Source organism: Legionella fallonii LLAP-10 (genome assembly GCF_000953135.1).
In the GTDB taxonomy this organism is placed as follows: domain Bacteria; phylum Pseudomonadota; class Gammaproteobacteria; order Legionellales; family Legionellaceae; genus Legionella; species Legionella fallonii.
In genome coordinates this window covers 117814-141055 of the sequence record NZ_LN614828.1, presented here as the reverse complement: position 1 = coordinate 141055, position 23242 = coordinate 117814, and the positions used below count along the sequence as shown (strand labels likewise).

Here is a 23242-nt window from a genome sequence, read left to right as displayed (position 1 = left end):
TTACTTACATTGCTGAGGTATTTATGGCTCGCACAATGACAGTGGATTTGGGCAGTGAACTTCGTGATTATGTTCAGTTTCTTGTGGATTCAGGAGATTATAGAAGTAATAGCGAAGTATTAAGAGAATCATTACGTCTTCTTCGTGAAAAACAAGCTGAATCAAAGCTTGAGCAGTTGCGTCATCTTATCGATGAAGGGGAGGGCAGCGGCGATCCATTAATGTGGAACGCGGAAGAATTTCTTGATCGCATGAAGAAAGTCCCTCATGCCAAATAAAACATATCGTCTTTATCCAAAGGCTATAGAGGATCTTGAGTCAATCTATTTATATAGTATGCGAGAATTTGGGATCAAAAGGACAGAAGATTATATTTTGACAATTGAAACAAGCTTCCAGTATCTTGCAGACGATCCACTTATTTCTCGAACATGTGATTATGTCCGTCAGGATTTGAGGGCTTTCAATGTAGGTTCTCATGTTATTTTTTTCAAAATGACTCATTATGGTATTGCAGTTATTCGGGTGTTGCATCAATCTATGGATTTTAATAGACACTTTTGATTACCCTTGTAGGGGTTTCGCCGAGAAAATTACCATTTCAGCCATCCTGATTTAAAATTAATTCTAGTGACATGCCCCCACCGTCATCTGGTGGGAGTACGCCACAAAGAGTTGATGTAAGCAGAAAAACTAGCCAAAAGCAGTATCCAAGGTTTTACAATCGCGCAGTTCTGATTGTATTTCACGAATTCTATCTAAATTGATAATTAAACTTTCATTTTTCTCTGGTGATAAAAAAACACCATTTGAATATTGTTGGTCATTATTTATATCAAACAACCTTAAATATTTGGCTAAGGCTGTTTTATTCATCCTGCATCTTGAGGCTACATCATCAGTAAGGGGCATGGAAGAGGTATATTTATCAGTCAAAGTTAAAATATTATGTATGACTGTACTATTTAAGCAATGATAAATATTGGGCTTATTGGTTCTATGGCTATCATTAACTGATATAGGGAAAATTTCAACATCATCTAAATCATCTACGCAAAAACTATTTGTTAGACGATTTTTATTAAATAGCTCTGCAAGATGTATACTACCATCCAGTATCATGTCGTGTTGTTGTGGTGTCACTAAATAGCCGCAAGGGAAGCTAATGATATTATTTTTTACCAGTACAAGAATCATTTTTACCAAGACAATAAAGTGGTGCCTGCACTTTTCATAATTAATGTTATCTGATTCAAATCGATGATACGTTTTGGTTTTTATTCCATTAATACATCGATTAGCTATTACAATTGGGGTAATATTTTCTAGTATCTCAGAGTTAATACCGGAGATGATGTTATCTATCACATTTTTATCGCAGCATAAAAAAGACAACTCAAAGGATTCTACCGTTTCGTCCAAATAAAAATTGATAATTAAGTCTCGAACAAATGGTTTTACATGTTTATACCAGCGATCTTGAAAATCAGGCCATTTGTAGGAAATAGACCGTTTATTATCCTGGAGCCACTCATAGCTGTAGCCAAATATTTGGCATGTTTTTAATTGAGCATTTTTATCAATTAAATTAACCAGTATTTCTTTGTTAGTAATATCGGCTCTATTGATTTTAATGCCTGTTATCCATTCCAGAAGCATGCACAAGTCGTTGTAATCTATTTTTTGATCGTCAATGATTTTAAAAAAACTGTTTATTTGGTAGTCATAAGTGTCATTGATGCTTGAGTATGATTTTTGATATTCACTAATCGTTTGGTCTTTTACCTTGCTTAATGTGCTGACAATGGCTGTATTAATAGAGGTCATTTCAGCCTCAGCAATACACTCATAAAATTCTTTTATCTCTCCTGGGATCCTTAAGCTTGTTGTAATTGATTTATCTCCCTCTTCTCCCTTATTTTTTTGTAAGAATGTTTTAACTGCCCTAAAAACAGTTGATTGAAAATTACTAAATAAGTTATGCGTCATTTCTTGGTTCATTTCGATCCTTAAATTTCTTATAGCACCAAAATGATACTACCAACTAACATGATATGACAATAGGTGTTTTATATTAAATAAGATGCCTAGTTTTTAGCCATAATGGGGGGCTTTGATTTTAACTTTTTAAATGTGTAGCTTTGTGTAGCAATTTAGTAGCATAAATTAAGCTACATAATTTTATATTAATTATAAGAATGCTATTCTGGATAACCCCTTGTGTACGTTGGATAAATATGACTGTAAAGCAAGAGAGTTAAGAGATTCAATTCAGCAATGTGCTGATGTAGCAAAAGTAGCAATGATTGAGATTCGATTCCGATTATTTACACCAGGGATTTATATCAATTTGAGTTTTATTCCCTGCTTTTACCAGGCGCAGGTACTGATGTTCCATCAGTTTTTCCAGTGCATTGTCTCTCTGTGTCTTGTTACGCAATGGACCAATTTGCAAAATGTCTCGGGGCGTTGTGGTTTGTGGCCTTTGCTCTAAGAGCCAAACCAGTAACTTTTTGGCCTCTTCAAGATTGGGTTGAGTTGACTGTGGTTCTAACAAGCGTCTTGCCTCAGATAAGTACCAGTTCATTAGCGTAATCGCTTGCTCGATGTGCTCCACACTTATGTCCCCGGTTTTTCCTGAAAAGAGATGGAAGAGGGCGGCAATACGCACTGCATTTTCAGCGGCTTTGCTTGCAAAGTCTTTAATTTCTATCCATTGTCCCTGGGCAGTCAATCCTGCTTCAATACTGTTAAAGAACCCAATCCATAAGTGCTTCGCTTGAGGGTTCATTTTTAGGATGGGCAGATTAATACACCCTGTCTGGTTTAAGCGTTGTGATTGATCCAGGCAGTCCGTAATGCGTTGCTCGTATTCTTTCAAACCGTCCAGTTGTTCTGGTGGCTCCTGATAAAATCGTGTTCCCATGGAGCTGTCTGGGTAGGCGAGAAGGCAGCGCGCCAGAAAACCACTTTGACGGCTGATTCCTGTGGCTTGACTAATCATCTGATCTAGTAATAATGGTTGCATCATCAGGTTTAAGGTAAGGCGCCTGTTCTCGATGATAAAGCTTTGAGAGGTCTTGCGATGTGCAGCAAAGGATTTTCCTTCCCATAAACGATTAAGTAATGCGACAAATCGCATGGGGTTGGATTGCATGCTGTGGCTGCCGAGGATAATGCCTGCCTCATCTGACCAAAGAGAGGCACTTGGCCAGCCGTGGGCGAGATGAATTGCCAACGCTTCTTGGGTTGCATCTTCAAAGTAAAGAGTGGGTTGAATAGGAATGTCTGGCTCCTGGTGAACCAGATCATCGAGTAAATCTTTGTAATAATCGCTGTCTTCACCGGAATAGACGGTACGTTTGATTTGGGTAAGCAGTCCATCTCGTTCCATCTGCCAGGCTTTATGTTGGGTTAATGCGCTCAACCGTTCAGGTTCTCGTTTTTTACGCACCGTTGCTTCCCATTGGCGGATGGCTTTAGAAAACACATTATCAGCAGCACTTTTGCGCTCACCAGAGCTTGCAATGACCAGAAAATACAGAGACACAGGGCTAACCAGGTAGTTGTCACGGGCAACATTGGCAAGGGTTTGGCAGGCCAGAGACAGATTGGCTAAAGCGCCACATGCTACTAAGGGCAATGGTTGTTGACCATAACATTGATAGGCATTGACCACTTGTTGCAGAATATTGGGTAACGCATCGAATGGGTATGGGGTTTCATTGTTTAACACATGGGTCAGAGGAATAGGTTGATTCCACGTGCTCGATTGATTTTTTTTCTGGGAGAGTAAGCCTGACTGTTCTAAGGTTGCATGAGACATCAAATGCCGATTGTTAAAGAGAAATAATAAGCTATTTTACGCGCAGACCCTAACCGTTGTAAAATCAGCTTTAGTTACAATTATTGTGATGAAGGTTTCATGGTTGTAGTTGACAAAACCTATAGCACTCATCAAATCACCTTTAGGTCGAACATGGAACTTTTAGATAAAATTAGCGCTCTGGAGGAAGAAGCCTCCCAATTCGGGTTCAAGTGGCAAAGTGCAGACCAAATCATGAATCAAATTCATAGTGAGTGTGATGAAATCAAAGAGCACCTAGACCATGACCCTTCTAAAGCTAATCAAACCGCTTTACAAGAAGAAATTGGCGATTTACTCCACGCCGTGTTTTCGCTGTGTATTTTTTGTAAGTTAAGTCCCAAAGTAACCCTTGGACAATCATTGACTAAATTTGAAAGGCGATTACGAGCGGTTAAACTGATTGCTGAGGAGCGTGAATTGATAAACCTCGAGGGTTTAGCCTTTGATGAGTTGATGCATATCTGGGATAAGGCTAAAGAGTTAGTTGGGTAGTATGGGATGTAATCGCATTATAAAAAATTAATGTGAATTATAGAGGTTTTTGTTTTGTGCCTGTGCGCAGCTGTAAATGCCATTGATTTGAGCTCATCCTTGAACTCGCTAGTGTCTCAACATCCTGTCAACATCCCAGCCGCGCCAAACAATTACAGTATAGCGTTTCTCCACTATTAAGGCATTGGCTAGTATGCTGTTTTTTTTGTAAGAGATTTCTTGACGTTGGGGTTATATCAATCTTCTAAAATAGTTTGAAATAAACACAATATGCCGTGCCTGTTATCTACTACAAGCTATATGGTCAAGTGATTTTGAATATTTTTTCATACAGTTAAATTCAAGGATAACAAAGATAATCCAGTTATTAAACCGCTCTGTTTGTTACCATCCTGTGTGGTATAACCATAACTGAGAAATAATTTCTATCGCTTCTTTATCAAGAACTGAGCGAGCCTGAACGAAATTAGGTGTTTGTGCTTTCTCTAATAATTTTTGGCCACATTCGGCATCAAAATAAGAGTACATTAGTCCTATAAGAACTTGTTTACCATGACTATAACCACCGATTGCGTTTTGAATGAACTCGTAATTAGGCTCTAATTGCCATTTCTTTTTAGCTGAATCCAGGGAAGATGCTTTTATATCAAAGCATTCTGCTCCAACTTTTTGGATCCCTTTTTTCCATGCTAATACGAATAAATCTTCGCTCATCATATAACTCCAGCGTTTGAATTTGTTAGGTGATCAAGTTTAACACTTTTAAATACTTTGATTTTATCGCAAGTACATTTAGAGCCGAAATTTTTAGGCTTGTAATTGCAATGTTAATCGCATATTCAGTGCATCAGCCACTTTGACCAATGTTTCCAGTGAAGGAATAAAGGCGCTGCTGCCACTTTCGAGCCGAGAGACAACGGACTGTTTGCTGCCAATTTTTTTTGCCAGTTCAGATTGAGTCATGTGACGCTCTTTACGTGCATTAGCGATCATCACTGCAATGTTGTTAATGATCTGCTCGCGCTCATAATGCTTTGCAAACTCATCATCCTGTTGAATTTTATTGTCAATGAACTCATTCAAGGTAAGTGCTTTCATTATCGTATACCTCCATCATGCGTTTTTCAGCAAGTTCAATCTCTTGCTTGGGTGCTTTTTGCGACTGTTTCTTGTATGCATGCAAAAGCACAATAATTTCTTTTTGAATGCAAACGTAAAAAAAACGATAGCCACTGCGAGATGTTTTGATTTTAATTTCCCAGAGTGAGCCTTTTATTTGTCTAAATTGCACTCGTGGGCTATCAAAGCCAAGTTCCTCTATGTTTTTCAAACAACCAGCAATACGTGCTATCTCATCTGACGGCAAATCATTTAGGAATTCCGCCACGGGATTTTTTCCCGATTGTTTTTGATAAAATTTTACTTTCATAGTTAATTATAGCATAAATGTGATAATTGCAAAATTTTCAATGCTAATTGTTCATTGAACCCAGTTTTTTTATTAAGGATTCACAATTTGTCAGTGATTCCAGCTTCTTGAATAATTCTTCTTTCGGTATATTATTTTTCAATAAGGGATTAGCCCATAAAAAAAGAATATCTTCATCAGACAATGATTTCTGTAATATATCCGGTTTTTCTTCCAGCAAAATCTCTATAGCACAAGTTACCAGCCATCGAGAGGTTGTTAGCTCGCCTTTGGCAATTTCTTCGATGGTCTTAGGAGCAATGCTTTTATCTTTGTTAAATAATGCTATAGCTTTCTGGTGCAGTTTCTCTGATTTATTATGGATGGATAGTAGCTCGGAGAAGACGGCTTGTATTTTCAGGGAAACATCAGGCTTGTTGTTTTCTGCCAAACCAATGTTATTAAGTACGGCTAGGGCACGTTGTTTTTTATCATCAGAAAGAGAAGACGTTTTGATTTTAAGTTGCTGAATTGCAGCACTTATCATCGCATCATAGACATCAAGATTAATGCCTTCTTCAAGGCAAATAACACTTAATTCAGAAATGGCCTGAATAAAACTTCCTGGCAATCGAATTCTGAAATCTTTTTGTTCCCCAAGAGACTGTGTTGAAAAGTAGTGCTCAATCGCTATCAGATTGTTCATGTATTGCTTTAATTCAATGGTTTCCTCAGGATTCAGCTTCTCCCAGCTATTAAATTCACTGCAATCATTGGCCTGAAATGCTCCATAGGTTGTTTTTTTATCCGATGACTGAACATGCACCCTGGGTGGTTTATTCATATTCGCTTTTACAGCAAATGATAGTTTTTTCATTAAATCCCCTCTGATGTTTGCCAACCTCCAGAACTATCTGGAGGTTGGAGGACTTCAATATTTATAATTTGGTATTTTTTCTATTCTATTATCAATAAATTCAACCAGTTGATCGCAATAAACTCCTTTCATCTGTTTATAGGGTATCACTGGCCACACCAGCATATCTTCAATACTTTTATTAAGGAAAAAGGAAATAGTGTATAAGTCTTGCCCCTCATCCAGTTCGATACAGACAAAACCATTTAAGTAACGCGCATGGACTCGCAATGCAAGAGTAGTCTCTGAAACTTCATACCATTTGGATACGCGCCAAGACCATACGATGGCTTTATTAGTATGGAGTAATTGCTGCTGGATAATTTTTGGAATAGTCATTGTGTTCTCCTATGTTTTTACACTTTGTCTTTAAGACAAGAAAGAGTATATCAAGGTACTTGCTAAATGTAAACAAATTTTATAACAATTAATTATAAACAAAGTTTATAAAATAAGTTGATAATTATTGATTAGTATGTGATAATGATCTTGTTCCTTGAGAACAAATAGAAAAAACATAGGAGAACAACATGCTACCAGTCTTATCAAAAGAAAAACTATTTAAATTGGCACCTTCCATTTTCACACAAGCCAGCTCTCATAAAACAAGCAATAAGTACGCACCCATCTCAACAGAGCAAATCATTGATAAATTAATGTCAGAAGGATTCTTCCCAACATGGGCAACTCAGACCATGAGCCAACGTCAAGAATCTAAAGCATTTGCAAAACATATGCTTCGTTTTCAACGTCATGACGCCTTACAAAATAATCAAGGGCTTTACCCAGAGCTTGTTCTTATCAACTCACATGATGGACTGTCTTCCTATCGTTTAATGGCGGGTCTTTTTCGGCTTGTGTGTGGCAATGGAATGATTGCTGGGCAAGCGTATAACGAGATCAGAATTAAACATCAGGGTGATGTTATTGGAAATGTTATTGAAGGCACTTACAAAGTGATTGAAACAGCGAATCAGATGCTGGATGTTTCTGATGATATGGCCTCAATTCATTTGAACGCTGATGAAAAAGGGATTTTTGCTGAAGCTGCCCATGCACTAAAGTTTTCTGATGAAGAGGGGGCAATGATGGTTAAACCTCAAAGCTTACTTCAACCAAGACGTTATGTTGATCAAAAAGATAGTGATCTGTTTACGGTGTTTAATGTCATACAAGAAAACTTGATTAAAGGTGGTATCCGTGCCTATCGTTTAAATAAATACGGTTATACCACTCGAACAAAAACGAGAGAAGTAAAAGCCATTGATCAAAATGTGAAATTAAATCGTGCCTTGTGGACATTGACTGAAAAAATGATGGAGATGAAAAGATAGTCTATGACTTCTAAGCGAGGTATCCCCTCGCTTAACATCAATGAATACAATTTTAAACTAAAAAACTGAAGTGGATAACCTTACTGGGGTTTTGCAACAGAGAAAAAATAGTCCTATCAAGTGTTGCACTGTTATTCGGATGCCTTACATTCACGCAGCCATAAATGTACTTCATGTTCATTCAAATTGTTATTTCTAATAATACGTTTAAGTTCTACATCACTGTATGCTCGTGATGAGTCCTTACTTAACCGGGCATATGTTTTTCGTGCAGTTAGAAACTGCGCATCACTCATAGACTCAAATTTTTTAACCATTCGATGGTATTCATTGGGTTTAAAATAAAAGTGAAAATATGCCAGCAATGGAGTTGATATAAACAAAATCAAAAGTGATAAACTATGTTCATTTAACAATGAACTTAAAAAGTTCATAATAGCTCCTTTTCGTTTAATGTATTTTTACGCAATTTATAGGATAGCGATACGTTAACAATAACAAATATATTGATTGCCAAGATGGCTGAAAAATACAGCATTTGATGATCCATATTTATTTTATCTAAACATTTATTGACAAATAAATTAAATGAAAATAAAAAATAAAAAATAAAAAATAAAAAATCAGTTTATAATTAAAAATCGCTAGCAAGAATACGATGAATAAGATCTTTTTTTAATTAACATAAAAATCAGACTTAAAGAATGCATTTTTATCTGTAAGGATCTAATATTCATTTGATTAAATAGTTTCTCTCTTTTTAACATTCTTACTGGGGCGTTGGTGATTTTTCCAATCCTTATCCTTAGAGAAAATTAATTGAGCCGCCTCTTCAAAGAAATAATCGATTTCGTTAATTCCTGCCCATGAACAATATTGTTGAATTTCAGAATAAATATCCTTGTCTATTTCTAATTTGATTTTTTCTTTATCTTTTATCTTTTTTGCTGCGATTAATGCCATATTTTTCTCTCCATTTACTATATTTTATAAGGTATCAAACTTGAGTGTTTTTTTCATTAAAAAGTAGCGCATAAAATTCAAAATATATTTACTAAAAAAATGTTTCATAATGATATCAATGTGTCAATCAATTTCATTGAAAATCAAGAGCTTTATTTTTATTGATTTAGTTAGATCACTACTCCATCATCATAGTATGCGAATCACGCACTTTTTTAATAACGATTAGTAAATGAATCATAGCTGCTAGTATAAGAAGAATTTTGACGATGATAATCATTGTTCCAATTATGGTTTCTGTCCGATGCACTTGAGCCAAAAGAGTTTCCCATACTGTCCAGATTACCAATCATTGGAAGGCCAGTAGAAGGATTGATTTTTGTTTCATTATTATTGTTTCTCTGGTTAATATTATTCTGATAATTGGGGTTAGGTACGGCAAGATTTTTAAAAAACCATATGATGGGTTTAAAGATTATTTTAATCCATTTCATAAGATATACTCCTGTAATAAAAATTTAATTAAGTGGCGAAGCCAAGCATAGCACCACCAATCACACACGCGCAATTGAACTGCGCTCAACAAAAAATCAAACAAAAACAACAAAAAAAATCATGGCAAATAAAAACACAATAATAGAACTTTCTAAAACAAGCACACCTTTCGCATTAGAATGCTTCGTGATAACTAATTGATTATTATATGTTTTTATTGGAAATGTGAAGATTTCCAAAATGAATTTTTATGTAGGTTAATAATTTAACGAATTGAATCACGAACACACTTTTTTATGACTAATACTCAAGCATATGCATGCATCATAAATGCATCTCTTGTGAAGAATTGTGCGTCAAACACAGAAGTGATATAGTATTTTAAAGGGTTCCAAGTGCATCGATTATGCATCACCCAGTTCATAACAAATGCATCACATAAAATAAAGAAAAACAAAAAATAAGGAGATTTTAATGCCTCGTGTCACCGTATCACTTCCTAAAGATCTTTATGAACGACTTATAAATTATGCAGGAGATAATGACGATTCTTTGTCTTATACCGTGGCAAAAATGACTGAAATTGGTTTAATGGTCACTGAAAATAAGAATGAAATAAAAAACCCAGAAGATCGGTTTAGCAAGATAGAACAACATTGTTTTAAATTAGCAATTCAAATGAATGCGCTATTAAAAAACATAGCCACATCCCAGCTTCAATATGGTCAGGATGAGTTTAAGAAACTTCAGGACTTAACTAATGATAAATATCAGGAGTTAATGGGTATAAAACAGGAAGAGCTTTAATTAATTAAAGCTCTAAATCCAACGCTTTTTGATTCCTTTCTATTTTGGAAGAAGTGGGGTTAATTTCATGTGATTTAATTTTATTATAATTTTCTATAGTCGAATAATTAGTATGAGATTTCCGTTGTTCCATTCGATTCAAAAGCGTATTTTCTTTATTTACTTGACCAATCGACCGGTCATAAATGGCCGTATAATTTTCTTTAAGGTTTGATTTTTCTTGAAATAAATTTTTGGCTATATCATGAATTTTTATATCTTTATTAACAATTCCAATTTGTTCTTTAATGGCAGATAACCCATAACTTTTATGCACATCATTCCAGTCCGTTTTTTCCATTCCAGGCAATGATTTTGGTATGATAATGCGTGTATCGATACCATTAACTTTATAATGATTTTGTGCTTCATAAGTTATATTTAATGCTTTATTTTTTGATAAAGTATCGTTGTCACCTGCAATAATTACTTCTTTAGGGTGAAATCTTTTGATAAGCAAGCTTAAATTTTTTAAATTGGAAAGACCTAAAGAAGACAATACTGTTGACTTTGGATCGGCCATGGCAATTGATGCACCCGTTTCTGGACCTTCGGTCAAATAAAGTCTTCCAAATTTCTCTCCCCTTTGAAGTATTCCTGCGCTATTTTCTATTTTCCCTTGGGATAGTTTTGCCGTTTCAAGAAATGTATTTTTCTTTCCAGTTTTTGGATCTAAATATATTCTTTGAACACCAGTTAGTTCATTTTTTTCATTGTATGCAGGGATTAATAAGGCAGGGATTTTATTTATTCTCTCATAGAGATTTCCATTATCATCTATGCCTTTCCATGCAGAACCTTTAGGCCAAAATAAAACATTAAGGCGATCAGGATTTTCAATACCACGATGTTGTTTTAAGTAGCGTTCACCCAAAGTATTTTTTATAGATATACCCCCTTTCACGATGCTTTTTGCAGAACGTATTTTGTTTTTTTCCTCATTTATATCGATTTGATTTTTCTCGGATTTTAATTGACGAATTGCATTAGAATTATTAAAACTGTAATTCCCAGAAATGCTTGATCCTTCCTTTAACGCCTCATTAAAATCCATTCCACGTTCGCGCATAATAGCCTGTAATGGGCTGCCACCAACCCCTTCAGAAAAATCATACCAACATCCAGATTTATTCCCTTTTAAAGAAATAACTAGCCCTCCAGAGTAGCGCATTTCCCTTGAAGTTATTTTCTTAGGTTCTCCAAATATGGCACGATAGGTTTCTTCTGGTTTAGCGAGCAATGAATTATTGATTGTTTTAGCATCAAAGAATTCATTTACTTTAATAATGCGGTTATTTGTTTTATTAGGAATTGAATTAACACGATTATTTTGTGTTACCCCATAGCCTAATTCATATTTATTTAACAAGGCTTTTTGCTCTTCTGTAATGCTTAGAGGGTTATTTTTTTTTGAAGTAATAACCTGCTCATAAAGAGTGAATTGGTTTGTGATTTTTCCCACTTGGCGTGTGAACTCATCCCATGATTTATGCCAAGAACGTGCTTCATATTGATTCATTTGAGGCACACGATGTTTTAATTGATTCAAGAAGTTTTCTTTGGACAAATTCATTTGTTTTACATGTTCTAAACGAGACTTGTGTTGTTTTGAGTGAGTTTCTATTTTTGTTACATCCACCCTTTCTTGTTCAAAAATCGTTTTTAATTCAGTTTTATCATGAAGAAAATACGCAAGACTATTTCGTTTTGCCGTTAATTGTTGAGCACGGTTCAACTGTTCTTGGGAAATAAATTTACCTTGTTCTTTATCTTGAAATAGATCATTCCAGGTAGCCCCAGCCTTTCGGCTGGTAATCTTATAATCAATGAGTTTTAGGTAATTTATTTTTTGCGCGTCAGATAATTCGTTAATGAATGACTTTCTTTCCTCAACTCTAATAAAGGTATTTAATCTTTTTGTATTAATATCAAATTCTTTAATTAAAGGATAATATGCTTTAATGTCACTTGCGATTTTTAATGCGGCTTCTTGACGCTCCTTAAAGTTAGAATGATTTTCTTTAAACGATAATACTGTTTCGCGTTTATTATGGGTGTTGGCTTGCTTTGTGAGCTTTTCTTCATCAAGTTTAAAAAAGTCCAATACTTTATTAACATGCGCCCCATTTTGAATTTTTTCTGCTATTTGATTTCTTAATAGAGTGCTTTTTATTTGCTGTTCCTCTAAGTTTGCAGGGATTTCAATCCCCTTTTCAAGGCAATAGAGTTTGCTCGAAAAATGAGTAGCTAATTCACGATTAAGCGATTTATACTCTTTCACCAGGTTAAAAAATGCTTTTTCTTGAAGGTTTAGTTGCGTACAAAATTGTTTTTCCTCATGATTTTTTGCATGATGATTAATTTCAGTCCATAGCGCAATCAAGGGTTTATTCGTTTCATGGCTCAATCTAATTAAATGTGGATGAATTTTTTTGGATTGTTCTTTTAGCGTAACCGCTAAGGATTCTTTATTTTCAAGGTGTTGTTCTTTAAAAAAATGCCCTAACTCAACAACAATCTGATGTTTTTCTGCATGAACCCCCAATTTTTCAAGTTGCTTTATTGCATGTTCATCTTCTTTTTCTATGCGATACTGGGATAAGCCAAGCCTGTTTGTTTTACCAACAGAGAAATGTTCCAGGTAAGGCTTATACTCTTCTATGTTCTCTGCGATTTTGTAAGCAAGTTCATTTCTTTTTGTAGCAGTATTAAAATATATTTTTTCCTGGAGTGTATTGTTCTTGTTTTGAGAAACGGACTTCCATTCTTTAGATGCTTTATGAGATAAGTTAATGTACGACTTAACAGTCCGTAATTTACCCTGCTCATCATGATTAAGTTCTTTTAATAGCCTAAGCGTTTGTACTTTCAGGGCTTCTTTTTTGAGTGTAGCTTCTGAAACACCCAACTGTACTCGCGCCAGTTTACCTAAATTAGGATTGGTACAAATCTCCCAAGACAATTTAGAGCACAAGTGTTTTTTATCCTCTTTTTTAACGACAAGATATTGATCTAGAATCGAGCGTTCGTTTAAGCGCAACTGTTCATAATGAAGCTTTTGGTTCTTTATGTCTCCAATGGGTATTGAATTAGGGTGGTGTTCAAAACGTTGCTCATGTTGTTCTACTTTTTGGCCAGAAACATAATCCAAAGCAGTTTTTTTAGTGTCCTCGTTGAATTCCAATGCTTTGGTTAACCGAGTCTTATCATCGGTAATCAAGGTCATGTTGACCACAGCACGTGAAATTTGTACGTAATAATTTCTCAGTGTGGCTGAAAATTTATTGTATGATTCAATAAGCCCAATGGCATAGGTTTTATCTTTCCCTTGCACTTTCATATTCGTTAACACATAACCATGATCCAGATGTTTTAGTTCAGGTGCATTAAAAGGAAATGTTTTTTCTCGTCCATCGCTCTCAAAAGTTAAAGTGATATTCTGTTCATCGATTGCTTTTACACAAGCCAGCTCTGAGTTGACCAATCCTGATTGACGATTATTTCGAGTAATCAGTACCTTGTCGTTGGTACAAAGAGCCAGCTCCTGTTGCTCATAACACTCAATAATCCGATTTAGTCCTGCACGGCTTGGGTTGTATTTAGGAAGCTCATTTAATCGTAATAACGTCTGTGTTCCATCTCCTTTGATTAACGGAATTTTATTAGTGTTCCGATGTTTATCATTAATGGCACCTACAGTTAAATAATCCCCTGATTTAATCTTGCTTTTAGGCAATGTTACATTGAAACGAAGCACATCACCGGTTTGATAATATTGAGTATGATGAAATTCTACTTCCTCTATGGGTTTAGATTTTAATGTGCTAAAAATGAACTCTTTATTATTTAAAGTACCTTCTTTTTTTAATCCTTCGCGTATTATTGCTGTTATTTTTTGGCGATTTGAATGGGTTGGCGCAAAAACCAGGGTTCTATCTCGAACCGATTGGGATAGGGAAAGCCAACGATGCGCCACTTCTGAGATTCGTTCTTCATGAGTTTTCAGCTCTTTCACTTCGTTAATTTTTTGTATGGAGTTGTACAGTTCGCGCTCAATGGAATATTTAACAGAAGCCTTAGCGTTTTCATTGGTTTGTCGAATGATGTCAGTAAGCTTGCTGGTTTGAATTCCATATTCTTGGGCTTGCCCAAAAATTCGGCCACATTTCACACTGGATAATTGAGCATCATCTCCAGACAAAATCTGTCTTCCTCCCTTTTGTTCAATGAGCTTCACTAATTCATGACCTTGAATTGTAGAGAGCATGGAGGCTTCATCAAGGATAAAAATTGTTTTTTGTAGTGAATTTTTTTTAGCGTTAAGTAATTCTTGATGCACGATGGGAAACACATCAGCGTTAATACCTGCTTTGTTTCTTAACTCATTCACCGCAGAGCTTGTGACCGCGATTCCTCGAAGTTCAAATCCTTTTTCTTCTGCTAATTGCTTCGTTAACTGAAGCATGGTTGTTTTTCCTGTTCCTGCATATCCTTGAATTGCCTGAAAACGATCGTTGGAAGTAAATGTTTGTAACAAAGCATTTTTTTGTGAAGGAGTTAACCCATACTTCGAGTTTGCCTCAAATTCATTGATTAACCGTGTCACCGATGCATTGCTTGCTATAGGCTTTACTACCCCTTGATTAGCGTTAATTCGTGCTAATGTTTCAGTTTCCAGAGTTAATGCCCAAGGTGTAGTCAGCATGTTTCTTTGAGTTAGAGGGTCGATTGCTTCATATAACGTTTGGTTATTAATATGGTGCTCAATACATTGTTCAATTGCATGGATAGAAACAATAGTTTTTCCTATAAGTGTATGTCGCAATGCAGCTTCTTTTAAATCACGTACAGCAAACACACTTTCTTTCTGTGCTATAGATTCAATCGCTACAAATACTGCTTCTTTTGCCTCCAAAGCAATCAAATCTTTTTTTTCATAAAATCGAGAAAAAATTTTGGATTTTAACGATTCAAAAAGACTTGGTGTTTCAAGTTTGATAGTTCCTTCTTTATGTGTTGTAACAAAATCATGAGCATCAAATCCCAATTTATCTGCACGCTCCCTCCAATCAGCCCTTAAAATGTTAATGTCATGCTCTTCTTTAGATGGGCGCGTCAAAAGGGTTGCTTTACTCGCCATGCGAGATCCTTCCCATCCTTCCTCTTGCATTTTCTCTTCAATGTCTACACGTCTTGTGGAAAACTCACGTAATACTTCTTTGGAAAACCCCTCGATTTCAAACATTCCTTTACCAACGTCTTCTAATCGGTAGTTATCTTCTTTCATGAGATTGGCAAGCTCAGTACGATAAGCTAGCCCACCATAAGTCACATATTGTTGTAATTGCTCTACAACTCCTTGATTTCCATGAATATCAGAAGCTAATGAACGTGCTTTACCGTCTTCATCAGTAACCGTGATGTTCATCGTTACCCCATGCGTATGCGTAGCAGGATCGTTTGCACGAGAAGAAGGTTGTCTAAACGCAGCAACAATAAGCTTTCCCGTGTCAACATAGTGGACTTTACCATCAATAACGACACGTGCTTGGGCAAATTCCTTTTCAATACGGCTTATAGCGCGTTCTACAGCCAAATCATGAAGTTGTTCTAATTTAGAATCTGCTTGTAAACCAATTAAAATAGAGACACTTTTCGGAGCTGAAAAAGTCATGTCAAATCCAGGTCGGTGTTCTCCTTTTTTATTTTGCAGCACTTGTCCATTTGGTACTTTTCCTTCAAGCAATTGAAGCATTTGCTCTTTTTCCACTACACCAGATAAACCAAAATATTCAGCCCCTTTTCCAAGCCATCTTAAAGCTTGCGCGTCACCTGCATAATAATTAAATGCTGCTGCATAATAGTCAGCAGCTCCCTGAGCTGATTTCAATGGTTGAACACTAAGCATAATTAATTCCGTCTTTAATAACCGTAACAAATGCGACACAAATATTCGCCATCGCCTACCTGAAGCGATTCACCTGAGTCATTTCTATTCAATACGTTGTTGCAGGCACGACATGGTGCAAAAGAAATGGATTTTCTTATAGGCTCAATCAATTTGTGATACATCAAAATAAATTTTTGAGGCAATCCATCCAGATTTTTTCTTTTGATTAATCGAACTAAAATGTTTGCACGAAGATCGCTATCTAAGTGAGACATAAATAATATATATTCAAGTTGATTTATAAAGTATAAATCCTTTGATTGTTTATTAGTGAGAAGCTTTGGCATACCACTAGCATCTGGAGCGTTAAAGGAACAATGATGATTGGAGCAACGCCACCAATATTTTTTATCCCATTTGTACCTTAACATGTATTTTTTACATTTAGGACAATCATGCCTATTTAACTTAAGTCGATATTTTTTAATCGAATAGGGATGTAAGTAAGCAATTGAATGAATACGGCGATAATTATTATGCTTCATAAGCCCTCCCCTTATCCGATATTGGTTAAATGATTTTTAATTTGAACAATGAATTGGCTCATCTTGAAACTAAGGCGGTCATCTTTCTCGGCACCATAGGCATCGAAAGATAAAACCGTCCCTAATTGTCCCATTTTTTGATGTACTCGTTGTTTTCGTTGAAGATACTCCGGCTCATGTGAGCCATTGACCTCAATAATGAGTTGTTTCGTAGGCGTCCTTAAAATAAAGTCTGGTAAAACACCTTCCCTTTCAGATTCACAGTCATCAACCTTGATTTCAATATCAAACAACGGTTTTATGATCTCCAAATGCCAACCTTTTTGTGTCCATTCAAATTGAAGGGCAAATAATCGCCTTAATACTTCACGCTCGTAATAACTATCCACGGGAATAAATGTCTTTTCTGAATAGCAAGGGACAATAAACGCATTAAATGGTTGATAATAATTGGAGGATTCTGTTGAATCAGTAATTAAGATCAAGGCCATAAAGGGCGGTGTGCGTGGACTAAATCGCCCTGATGAACAGTAAATTCGGTTACTAATTTCTATTTTTTGAGTAGCCCCATCAGGTAGGAATACTTCCATAACTCGTTCATGAAATTCTTTTACCTTAACCAACATTAATGCATGCTTTCTAATCTCTTTTGACCAATAAGTTTGATCTGCTTTAAGCATATAAGCTGCTTTATAAAAAGAGGAAGGATTAATATATAGGTAATCGCGCAGCTTTTTTTTAGGTTGAATCTCAATGCTTAAAGCAGCCTGCTCAATCGCTTTAAATGGACTTACTTTGTTCGTTGGACTAATCACATTAACCCCTGCATCATCAATAAGCCTGTACAGTGCCTGGCATAATGGAGAGCGCCTACTTGCTGATGATAATGTATTTTTCTGGGATTTTTCTTCCTTTTTCAGTGCTAATATCCCTATTGATTTTTTAGGGACTAAATTGAGTGGAGTTAGTTTTTTAGTATGCTGGGCTGTCTTGGTTATTTTTTTTTCTTGAGCAGTCCAAATCCGTTCTTTAAACACACACTGCTGGGAATGCTCTGCACGGGAGGTAATATGATGCAAATAAAGTGACCCGCTTGATGCCCTATTAAAACGAAAAACAGGCTGGAGTCTCCCATTAAGACAATCACATTGAATCCATAGATCACGCTCATGGATCGTTCTGCAAAGATGTAAAATTTCTTTTTTCTCATCAGAAGTCAACAAACCATCCAATATAAAAAAATCGATGAGCAGTGCGCGTTCTCGTTCTGTTAATTGAGAATACACTTGCGGTACAGGATGTCTTCCTGATTTATCTAATTTATATTTTTGAATCAAATAAAGTGCCATGAACATTCCTTAGTTTAAATCAAATTCAACACGTGCATTCTTGTTCAAGCAATCAGTTTTCTTTTCCTTTTCATCGTGTTTAGAAGCTTCTTCCAAGGCCGTATCATGTGATGAGGCAAGAATAGGATCGGTATAGGTATCGACTAATTGCTCTACTTCCTGGCGAAGTGGATCACTATCTATTTTTCGCGCAATAAATTCGGGATGTTTCACTGGATACTCTACGTAATTTAAATTGATTTTTGCGGCTGGAAAATTTCCTTTAACACGTAAATAGCCCTCTAAATCATCAAGCACCTGAATTTCGGTAGGCATCACCAACCGTTTTTCTCTAGTTTGCCGTGACACAGAGACCCCGTCACGCATGGTATTTGCCCCATAACTTATAGATTCATTAACTTCTTCAATCTCGTAAGAACATAAATTACGAGAAGCAGGTTCTGCATCACCGTCTTCAGGAAGGCGCAAATAAATACGCGTTGAACATAATCCTGAAATAGACGTTGCTCCATCATTTCCATAAATTGTTCTCAATTGCGATGCCCCATGATGTCCAAGAACAAAGCAACCACCAAATTTACGACTTTCTGATTTAACCGATCCTAAAAAGGGCAAAGCATGCATGGTGGTAAGCTCATCCAAGATAAACCAAACTCGCCGATGATCATTAGGTGGCAAACTCAGTAATTCTTTAGTCGCTGTGTTAATCCATGCAGAGATAAGTGGTCTTATGGTTGGGTGTTTTCGTCCGTCTGAACTAACAAACAAACACGAATTGCCTTGATCATTTAAAATCCAATCGCGAATTGAAAAAATATCGCCATCATCTTTTAAATAAAGCAATGATTTTAAATAAGTTGCCATAACCGTTTTAACGTTTAAAGCAGTTTTTTGTACTTTTTCTGACACCAAAGAGCCAGCCTCCGTATGACGCAATAAATGATGGATTTTTTCCAGATCTGTGGTGAGCAAATATTGCAACAACATAAGATTAGAGCGATGAGGATGATTTTTTAATTCATTCGCAGTGGAGACAAAAATCATCCTAGCTGCATGAATCCAAAAGGGATCCATCGTGTTATTAATAGGCATCGGCATAATAGCCTCAGCTAAGGCTTCTAAATCCGCTTTATCTTCACATTCCGCCCATACATTCCATGAGTGGCCGCGCTCATCTAACGGATTTAATAAAACATCCTGATCTTCTCGAAAAAAACGTGATAAGTAAGTGCCTCCTTTATCATAGATAATGGCACGCTCACCTCGTTCACGAATCGTCATTAACAAATCACGAATCGCTACTGTTTTACCACTTCCTGTGGTTCCTACAATTTGTATGTGCTGTGTTTCTGAACCAAAAGGCAAATAAACCGAACCAATACGATAAGGTGATGTTTTACCTGTTTTCTTAATACACTTCTTTAATTCATTTTCGGCCACCAGATTACTACCACGAACTATTTTAGATTGACTCTGACGCTCTCCTTTCTTTTGAAGCCAATGCACGATGAAAATCAATGAAAGAAGAGCAAGTACACAAGCTTCTATCACGCTTATGAATAATTTGGTTTTTAATTGATTCACATGATTCAGCACCATTGGCGCTTTAATCACTTGCTCTGAATACACAGGATAAGATTCACCCGTTGGCATCTTAACGATTTGTTTGGATCTATTTTGGATCAGAAGTAATGCATGAGCTTTTACCCACTCTTTACCAATATACCGTTGATAATTCGAAGTATTTAAATAAAAAGTAACAACGATCATGCCTAGTGCAATAATCAGCATCGCTAGAGAAACCTTTTTACCTACCTGCGTAAACATACGCACGTTGTGCAAAAATGTTTGTCCGCCTCTTATAAATAATTTAGTAGGATTTACTGCCATTTTTCACTCCCTATTGATATCAAATATCTAAAAATCGCGCTAAAATAAGTAAAAAAGGAGGATTTTTTATGGCGAAAAGAGAATTAATTTATTCTGTAGACGAAATACGCCCTTCATTACGCATAAAAGTACAACGAGCTGCTCATTTAGTGGGTTTTCTTGTTGCCTTAGCCGTAGTGTTGACCTTTTTAGCTTTTGATTTCTTTCCCAGACAAAATCATCGGTTCTTTCTATATATCGATTGGGTACTGGAGATCTGCACCCCTCTTGCAGCTTATGTTGTGGGATATCTCTTTGGCTTGAATATTGCTCTATGGGATAAAGGCTATGTATTGGCTCAAGGATATCCAATAGGGGATAGCTCATCATTATCTCAAATAAATCATTCCAATGGTTCATCCAGTGCGTATCGCGGTTACAGCTATGGTTCATCTGTGAGTATAAATCCAAGCTCAGGACGCCCCATGTCAGGAAGCAGTGGCGTAGATACCTATGGCAATCCCTACGGGACAAACTCTTGGTAATCATGATTTAATATCCTTATTTGATTGTGCAACAATGACATCTTGCATCACTTGAGATCCTTGCTCCACAATTGGCTCGACTCGTTCCAGCATTTCTTTGTGAACCTGTTTGCTGTCTTGTTTGACCTGGGCTTTTACAGAATTCGATACGTGTCCTACATTTGTATTTTTAATGCGCTGTTCTAAAGAATTTGTATATCCAGATAGCGCCTCATCAACCCGATTTCCTCCTGGAACCTGCTGCCTAAATTGCTCATTCTTTTGCCCTATATGATGAGAGTTTATCGCATGACTCTTTTGAAATTGATTCACGGATTGACTGGTTTTGTCAGCCACAAATTCACGCGCATAGGATTGTGCTAACTCAGGGTCGTGCCTAATCATCCATTCGGCTTGCTGGAGTCCAATCATTCCCTGACTATTGGGTGCTTTATGATGTGATAACCAATCAATAAACCCTGTTTGCGCATCCAAGTTAATTGAGGAAACTTGTTCATTAGACATAGAAGCCTGCCGATGATAGCTTTCTGATTCCGAAAAATTAGCGATTGCTTCATCCCGATAGTTCATGGATTTATCAAATCCTGACGAAAAATTATTAGCCAATCGTCCGCTATGCTCATCGGATGTTCTAAAATGATTGTCTTTAGTCGCCTGACGTGCTTCATTAACCACATCCGTGAAATGATTCTCTTCAGAAAAACGTCGCGCTTCATTCATTAAGTGCGCATCTTGATGCGATGTAGACCCATCTCGTTCATGGCGAATATTTCCTCCCAACTCAATATTCCCTTTTGGACCAGGAACTCCTGAACCTGTTCCGAAACCTCCAGATAATCCGAAATTAACACTCGCCGCAGTTAAAACCTTCGTTGCCTCATCGCGAGAAATATTATGATCTCGTGCAAAATTATCAATCAAGTTTGATACTTTAGATGCTGCCGTATTAAATCCCGAAGAATTAGAAATTTGATATCCTTGCCCACTTTGAGCGCTATGAGACTGAGTATCCCCAAGCTCAGACAAACTTCGAAGTGAAGAGGCATACTGTTCAGACGATGCAACAGACTTTTGAAATCCTGCTGTTTGTGCACTGTCCGCTAATTGGGAAAAGGCCAAACGATTACTTTCTCCTAACTGAATATTTAATGGAGTATGAGACGTTGCTGTTGCCATGGTCAGCGATTCACTTCCATCACGAGCAATCCGCGCTATAGATCCACCCTCAAGACTGGTTTCAACACCTCCTAAAGACACCCTGGCATTTCGGTCAGTATGAAACGCATTACTGTTAAAACTATTCTGATTTGCAAAGCTGGTATTTCCATAACTGTAATTCCCCATTTGTGCCTCTTCGGCAGCAGAGGAAGCTGCATTTTGAACAACCCCTCCTGATTGCTGTGCCAAAGAGACAAAACCTCCAATTCTTCGATTAATAAGGGTATAACTTAATCCGACAGTCGCCATCATCAAATAGCCGCCTAACGCCGCCATATTCTCATACATTTCGTTAATCCCTGATTGATAGGACATCGTTGTAGCATTAATTGAGACAAATGATAAAGAATACTGAGATAAGATGGTCATAATGTAATTAATTACCGTAAATATCGGCGCCCATAATGCCAACCAAATATAAAGAGTCCCGTAAAATTGTAAAAATGAGATTCCTACAGGAAAGGGAAGGAAAAATAAGAGAAAAACAGAACAACCGATGACGACACAAAATATAAGACTATGAAGAATTGGCAGCCAATAAGCGGACATTAAACCAATATTACTTAACGCAGCAGGTATTTTCTCAAATGCTCTACTGGCTGAAAAACTCTCAATTGCCGCTTTAGAATTCACCCGAGCACCCATAGAGAAAACGCCATCTCGAATCGCATTAGCCATCATATTTTGACGGATAAGCGCACTTGCATCTCCTGACATGGCTGTTAAGTGATTGAAGGTTTGAGGTAAATATTTTTCAAAATTGGCCAGTGCTTCCGTGTGATTACCAAAAGCAAATCCGGCATATTTTGATTTAGCATCCGCAATGACACTTTCCCATGAGTTATCTAAAAGTGCGGCTGCTTCAAGGCAAGATTTATACGAACCATCATAGATAAAGCCACGTGCTATTGAAGAGTTCGTTTTAACTAAATCCCAGATATCTTTGGATTGATTCAGATCTTTTAAAGTATATCGGCCATACATCACATCATAAAAGACACACTGCTGCATAAATTTCTGCATGTTGGAATTGAACAAAGGATCTGTAATTTTGATATGGGATGCGGATAAAAAGAGCTTTGCCCCCATAATCATACCCGTTTGACTGTAATCCATGTCATTGGGAGAATGGAAAAAAAACTCAAACATTTGAGTGATTTTATCGCTTAACTTGCTGCTTAGTCCGCCAACAACCCCAAGAACAAGCGGTACGTTATCTACAGTTAAATCCGCACGCAAAGGATCAGTTCTGTCATGAATAAACACCGTACAGGTAGGAGTTAGGATAAACGCAATGGCAAATGCATATTTAAGAACGAATAAAAACATCGTCCTCGGATCTCGCTTTACTATGAATTGACCTACAGTACACACCCCACCAATAATAATAGCTGTTCTAAAAATCCCAAGAATGCCGTCATAAATAAACATTGCAGCCGTTGCTGTATAAAATGCTTTAAGCAGCTCACCGCCTGTAATGGTATAAATATCCATAACTGCCATT

General features: G+C 36.6%; 21 protein-coding genes. 6 read left to right on the top strand and 15 right to left on the bottom strand.

Going from position 1 to position 23242, the window contains the following annotated elements:
* Positions 1-23: 23 nt before the first annotated feature.
* Positions 24-278, top strand: a complete 255-nt coding sequence (locus tag LFA_RS18095; RefSeq protein WP_045097842.1) for a type II toxin-antitoxin system ParD family antitoxin — start codon at positions 24-26, stop codon at positions 276-278.
* Positions 268-564, top strand: coding sequence for a type II toxin-antitoxin system RelE/ParE family toxin (locus LFA_RS18090; protein ID WP_045097841.1), 297 nt, complete (start codon positions 268-270; stop codon positions 562-564). The genes LFA_RS18095 and LFA_RS18090 overlap by 11 nt, the downstream gene beginning before the upstream one ends.
* A gap of 129 nt (positions 565-693) precedes the next feature.
* Here LFA_RS18090 and LFA_RS18085 read toward each other — a convergent pair whose 3' ends face one another.
* Complete coding sequence (locus tag LFA_RS18085; protein ID WP_045097840.1) at positions 694-2001, bottom strand: hypothetical protein; 1308 nt, start codon at positions 1999-2001, stop codon at positions 694-696.
* 322 nt (positions 2002-2323) lie between these two features.
* On the bottom strand, positions 2324-3826 hold the full coding sequence (locus LFA_RS18080; protein ID WP_045097839.1) for a YfjI family protein: 1503 nt from the start codon (positions 3824-3826) through the stop codon (positions 2324-2326).
* Positions 3827-3979: 153 nt separating this feature from the next.
* On the opposite strand from LFA_RS18080, the gene LFA_RS18075 reads away from it, so the two are divergent.
* The gene (locus LFA_RS18075) at positions 3980-4360 is read left to right on the top strand and encodes a MazG nucleotide pyrophosphohydrolase domain-containing protein (RefSeq protein WP_045097951.1); all 381 of its coding nucleotides are present in this window, start codon (positions 3980-3982) and stop codon (positions 4358-4360) included.
* A 384-nt stretch (positions 4361-4744) separates the two neighbouring features.
* Here LFA_RS18075 and LFA_RS18070 read toward each other — a convergent pair whose 3' ends face one another.
* From LFA_RS18070 to LFA_RS18050, 5 genes are all read right to left on the bottom strand, one after another.
* Positions 4745-5077, bottom strand: a complete 333-nt coding sequence (locus tag LFA_RS18070; RefSeq protein WP_226905524.1) for a hypothetical protein — start codon at positions 5075-5077, stop codon at positions 4745-4747.
* A gap of 90 nt (positions 5078-5167) precedes the next feature.
* Complete coding sequence (locus tag LFA_RS18065) at positions 5168-5458, bottom strand: helix-turn-helix domain-containing protein (RefSeq protein WP_045097837.1); 291 nt, start codon at positions 5456-5458, stop codon at positions 5168-5170.
* Complete coding sequence (locus LFA_RS18060) at positions 5436-5789, bottom strand: type II toxin-antitoxin system RelE/ParE family toxin (protein WP_045097836.1); 354 nt, start codon at positions 5787-5789, stop codon at positions 5436-5438. The genes LFA_RS18065 and LFA_RS18060 overlap by 23 nt, the downstream gene beginning before the upstream one ends.
* Positions 5790-5832: 43 nt before the next feature.
* Positions 5833-6645, bottom strand: a complete 813-nt coding sequence (locus LFA_RS18055) for a hypothetical protein (protein WP_045097835.1) — start codon at positions 6643-6645, stop codon at positions 5833-5835.
* A gap of 54 nt (positions 6646-6699) precedes the next feature.
* Positions 6700-7023, bottom strand: a complete 324-nt coding sequence (locus LFA_RS18050; protein ID WP_045097834.1) for a hypothetical protein — start codon at positions 7021-7023, stop codon at positions 6700-6702.
* 191 nt (positions 7024-7214) lie between these two features.
* Here LFA_RS18050 and LFA_RS18045 point away from each other — a divergent pair, with 191 nt between their 5' ends.
* Complete coding sequence (locus tag LFA_RS18045; RefSeq protein ID WP_045097833.1) at positions 7215-8018, top strand: DUF932 domain-containing protein; 804 nt, start codon at positions 7215-7217, stop codon at positions 8016-8018.
* Positions 8019-8149: 131 nt separating this feature from the next.
* Here LFA_RS18045 and LFA_RS18040 read toward each other — a convergent pair whose 3' ends face one another.
* From LFA_RS18040 to LFA_RS18030, 3 genes are all read right to left on the bottom strand, one after another.
* The gene (locus tag LFA_RS18040) at positions 8150-8452 is read right to left on the bottom strand and encodes a hypothetical protein (RefSeq protein ID WP_045097832.1); all 303 of its coding nucleotides are present in this window, start codon (positions 8450-8452) and stop codon (positions 8150-8152) included.
* Positions 8453-8759: 307 nt separating this feature from the next.
* Positions 8760-8981, bottom strand: a complete 222-nt coding sequence (locus LFA_RS18035; RefSeq protein ID WP_045097831.1) for a hypothetical protein — start codon at positions 8979-8981, stop codon at positions 8760-8762.
* A gap of 215 nt (positions 8982-9196) precedes the next feature.
* Positions 9197-9475 carry a hypothetical protein gene (locus LFA_RS18030; RefSeq protein ID WP_045097830.1) on the bottom strand — a complete coding sequence of 93 codons (279 nt, stop codon included), beginning with the start codon at positions 9473-9475 and terminating at the stop codon, positions 9197-9199.
* A 475-nt stretch (positions 9476-9950) separates the two neighbouring features.
* Here LFA_RS18030 and LFA_RS18025 point away from each other — a divergent pair, with 475 nt between their 5' ends.
* Entirely contained in the window at positions 9951-10283 is a 333-nt protein-coding gene (locus LFA_RS18025) for a hypothetical protein (protein ID WP_045097829.1), read from the top strand.
* A gap of 4 nt (positions 10284-10287) precedes the next feature.
* On the opposite strand, the gene mobF is transcribed toward LFA_RS18025, so the two are convergent.
* The 4 genes from mobF to traD are packed head-to-tail and all read right to left on the bottom strand — an operon-like array spanning position 10288 to position 19996.
* Positions 10288-16230: a MobF family relaxase gene (gene mobF, locus LFA_RS19115; RefSeq protein WP_052674071.1), complete on the bottom strand. Its 5943-nt coding sequence runs from the start codon at positions 16228-16230 to the stop codon at positions 10288-10290.
* Between the two features lie 14 nt (positions 16231-16244).
* Positions 16245-16757: a hypothetical protein gene (locus LFA_RS18015; protein ID WP_045097828.1), complete on the bottom strand. Its 513-nt coding sequence runs from the start codon at positions 16755-16757 to the stop codon at positions 16245-16247.
* Between the two features lie 11 nt (positions 16758-16768).
* On the bottom strand, positions 16769-18106 hold the full coding sequence (locus LFA_RS18010; RefSeq protein ID WP_045097827.1) for a hypothetical protein: 1338 nt from the start codon (positions 18104-18106) through the stop codon (positions 16769-16771).
* Positions 18107-18115: 9 nt separating this feature from the next.
* Positions 18116-19996, bottom strand: a complete 1881-nt coding sequence (gene traD / locus LFA_RS18005) for a type IV conjugative transfer system coupling protein TraD (RefSeq protein WP_084602258.1) — start codon at positions 19994-19996, stop codon at positions 18116-18118.
* Positions 19997-20064: 68 nt separating this feature from the next.
* Between traD and LFA_RS18000 the strand changes: the two genes are divergently transcribed.
* Positions 20065-20520, top strand: a complete 456-nt coding sequence (locus LFA_RS18000; RefSeq protein ID WP_045097826.1) for a hypothetical protein — start codon at positions 20065-20067, stop codon at positions 20518-20520.
* Here LFA_RS18000 and LFA_RS17995 read toward each other — a convergent pair whose 3' ends face one another.
* Positions 20521-23241 (bottom strand): conjugal transfer protein TraG N-terminal domain-containing protein, encoded by a 2721-nt coding sequence (locus tag LFA_RS17995; RefSeq protein ID WP_045097825.1) that lies wholly within the window; start codon positions 23239-23241, stop codon positions 20521-20523.
* Position 23242 lies beyond the last annotated feature (1 nt).

Bases quoted from the DNA above. Each gene is read 5' to 3' on its own strand.
- LFA_RS18095 (WP_045097842.1), top strand. From the start codon at position 24: ATGGCTCGCACAATGACAGTGGATTTGGGCAGTGAACTTCGTGATTAT.
- LFA_RS18090 (WP_045097841.1), top strand. From the start codon at position 268: ATGCCAAATAAAACATATCGTCTTTATCCAAAGGCTATAGAGGATCTT.
- LFA_RS18085 (WP_045097840.1), bottom strand. From the start codon at position 2,001: ATGAACCAAGAAATGACGCATAACTTATTTAGTAATTTTCAATCAACT.
- LFA_RS18080 (WP_045097839.1), bottom strand. From the start codon at position 3,826: ATGTCTCATGCAACCTTAGAACAGTCAGGCTTACTCTCCCAGAAAAAA.
- LFA_RS18075 (WP_045097951.1), top strand. From the start codon at position 3,980: ATGGAACTTTTAGATAAAATTAGCGCTCTGGAGGAAGAAGCCTCCCAA.
- LFA_RS18070 (WP_226905524.1), bottom strand. From the start codon at position 5,077: ATGATGAGCGAAGATTTATTCGTATTAGCATGGAAAAAAGGGATCCAA.
- LFA_RS18065 (WP_045097837.1), bottom strand. From the start codon at position 5,458: ATGAAAGCACTTACCTTGAATGAGTTCATTGACAATAAAATTCAACAG.
- LFA_RS18060 (WP_045097836.1), bottom strand. From the start codon at position 5,789: ATGAAAGTAAAATTTTATCAAAAACAATCGGGAAAAAATCCCGTGGCG.
- LFA_RS18055 (WP_045097835.1), bottom strand. From the start codon at position 6,645: ATGAAAAAACTATCATTTGCTGTAAAAGCGAATATGAATAAACCACCC.
- LFA_RS18050 (WP_045097834.1), bottom strand. From the start codon at position 7,023: ATGACTATTCCAAAAATTATCCAGCAGCAATTACTCCATACTAATAAA.
- LFA_RS18045 (WP_045097833.1), top strand. From the start codon at position 7,215: ATGCTACCAGTCTTATCAAAAGAAAAACTATTTAAATTGGCACCTTCC.
- LFA_RS18040 (WP_045097832.1), bottom strand. From the start codon at position 8,452: ATGAACTTTTTAAGTTCATTGTTAAATGAACATAGTTTATCACTTTTG.
- LFA_RS18035 (WP_045097831.1), bottom strand. From the start codon at position 8,981: ATGGCATTAATCGCAGCAAAAAAGATAAAAGATAAAGAAAAAATCAAA.
- LFA_RS18030 (WP_045097830.1), bottom strand. From the start codon at position 9,475: ATGAAATGGATTAAAATAATCTTTAAACCCATCATATGGTTTTTTAAA.
- LFA_RS18025 (WP_045097829.1), top strand. From the start codon at position 9,951: ATGCCTCGTGTCACCGTATCACTTCCTAAAGATCTTTATGAACGACTT.
- mobF (WP_052674071.1), bottom strand. From the start codon at position 16,230: ATGCTTAGTGTTCAACCATTGAAATCAGCTCAGGGAGCTGCTGACTAT.
- LFA_RS18015 (WP_045097828.1), bottom strand. From the start codon at position 16,757: ATGAAGCATAATAATTATCGCCGTATTCATTCAATTGCTTACTTACAT.
- LFA_RS18010 (WP_045097827.1), bottom strand. From the start codon at position 18,106: ATGGCACTTTATTTGATTCAAAAATATAAATTAGATAAATCAGGAAGA.
- traD (WP_084602258.1), bottom strand. From the start codon at position 19,996: ATGGCAGTAAATCCTACTAAATTATTTATAAGAGGCGGACAAACATTT.
- LFA_RS18000 (WP_045097826.1), top strand. From the start codon at position 20,065: ATGGCGAAAAGAGAATTAATTTATTCTGTAGACGAAATACGCCCTTCA.
- LFA_RS17995 (WP_045097825.1), bottom strand. From the start codon at position 23,241: ATGGCAGTTATGGATATTTATACCATTACAGGCGGTGAGCTGCTTAAA.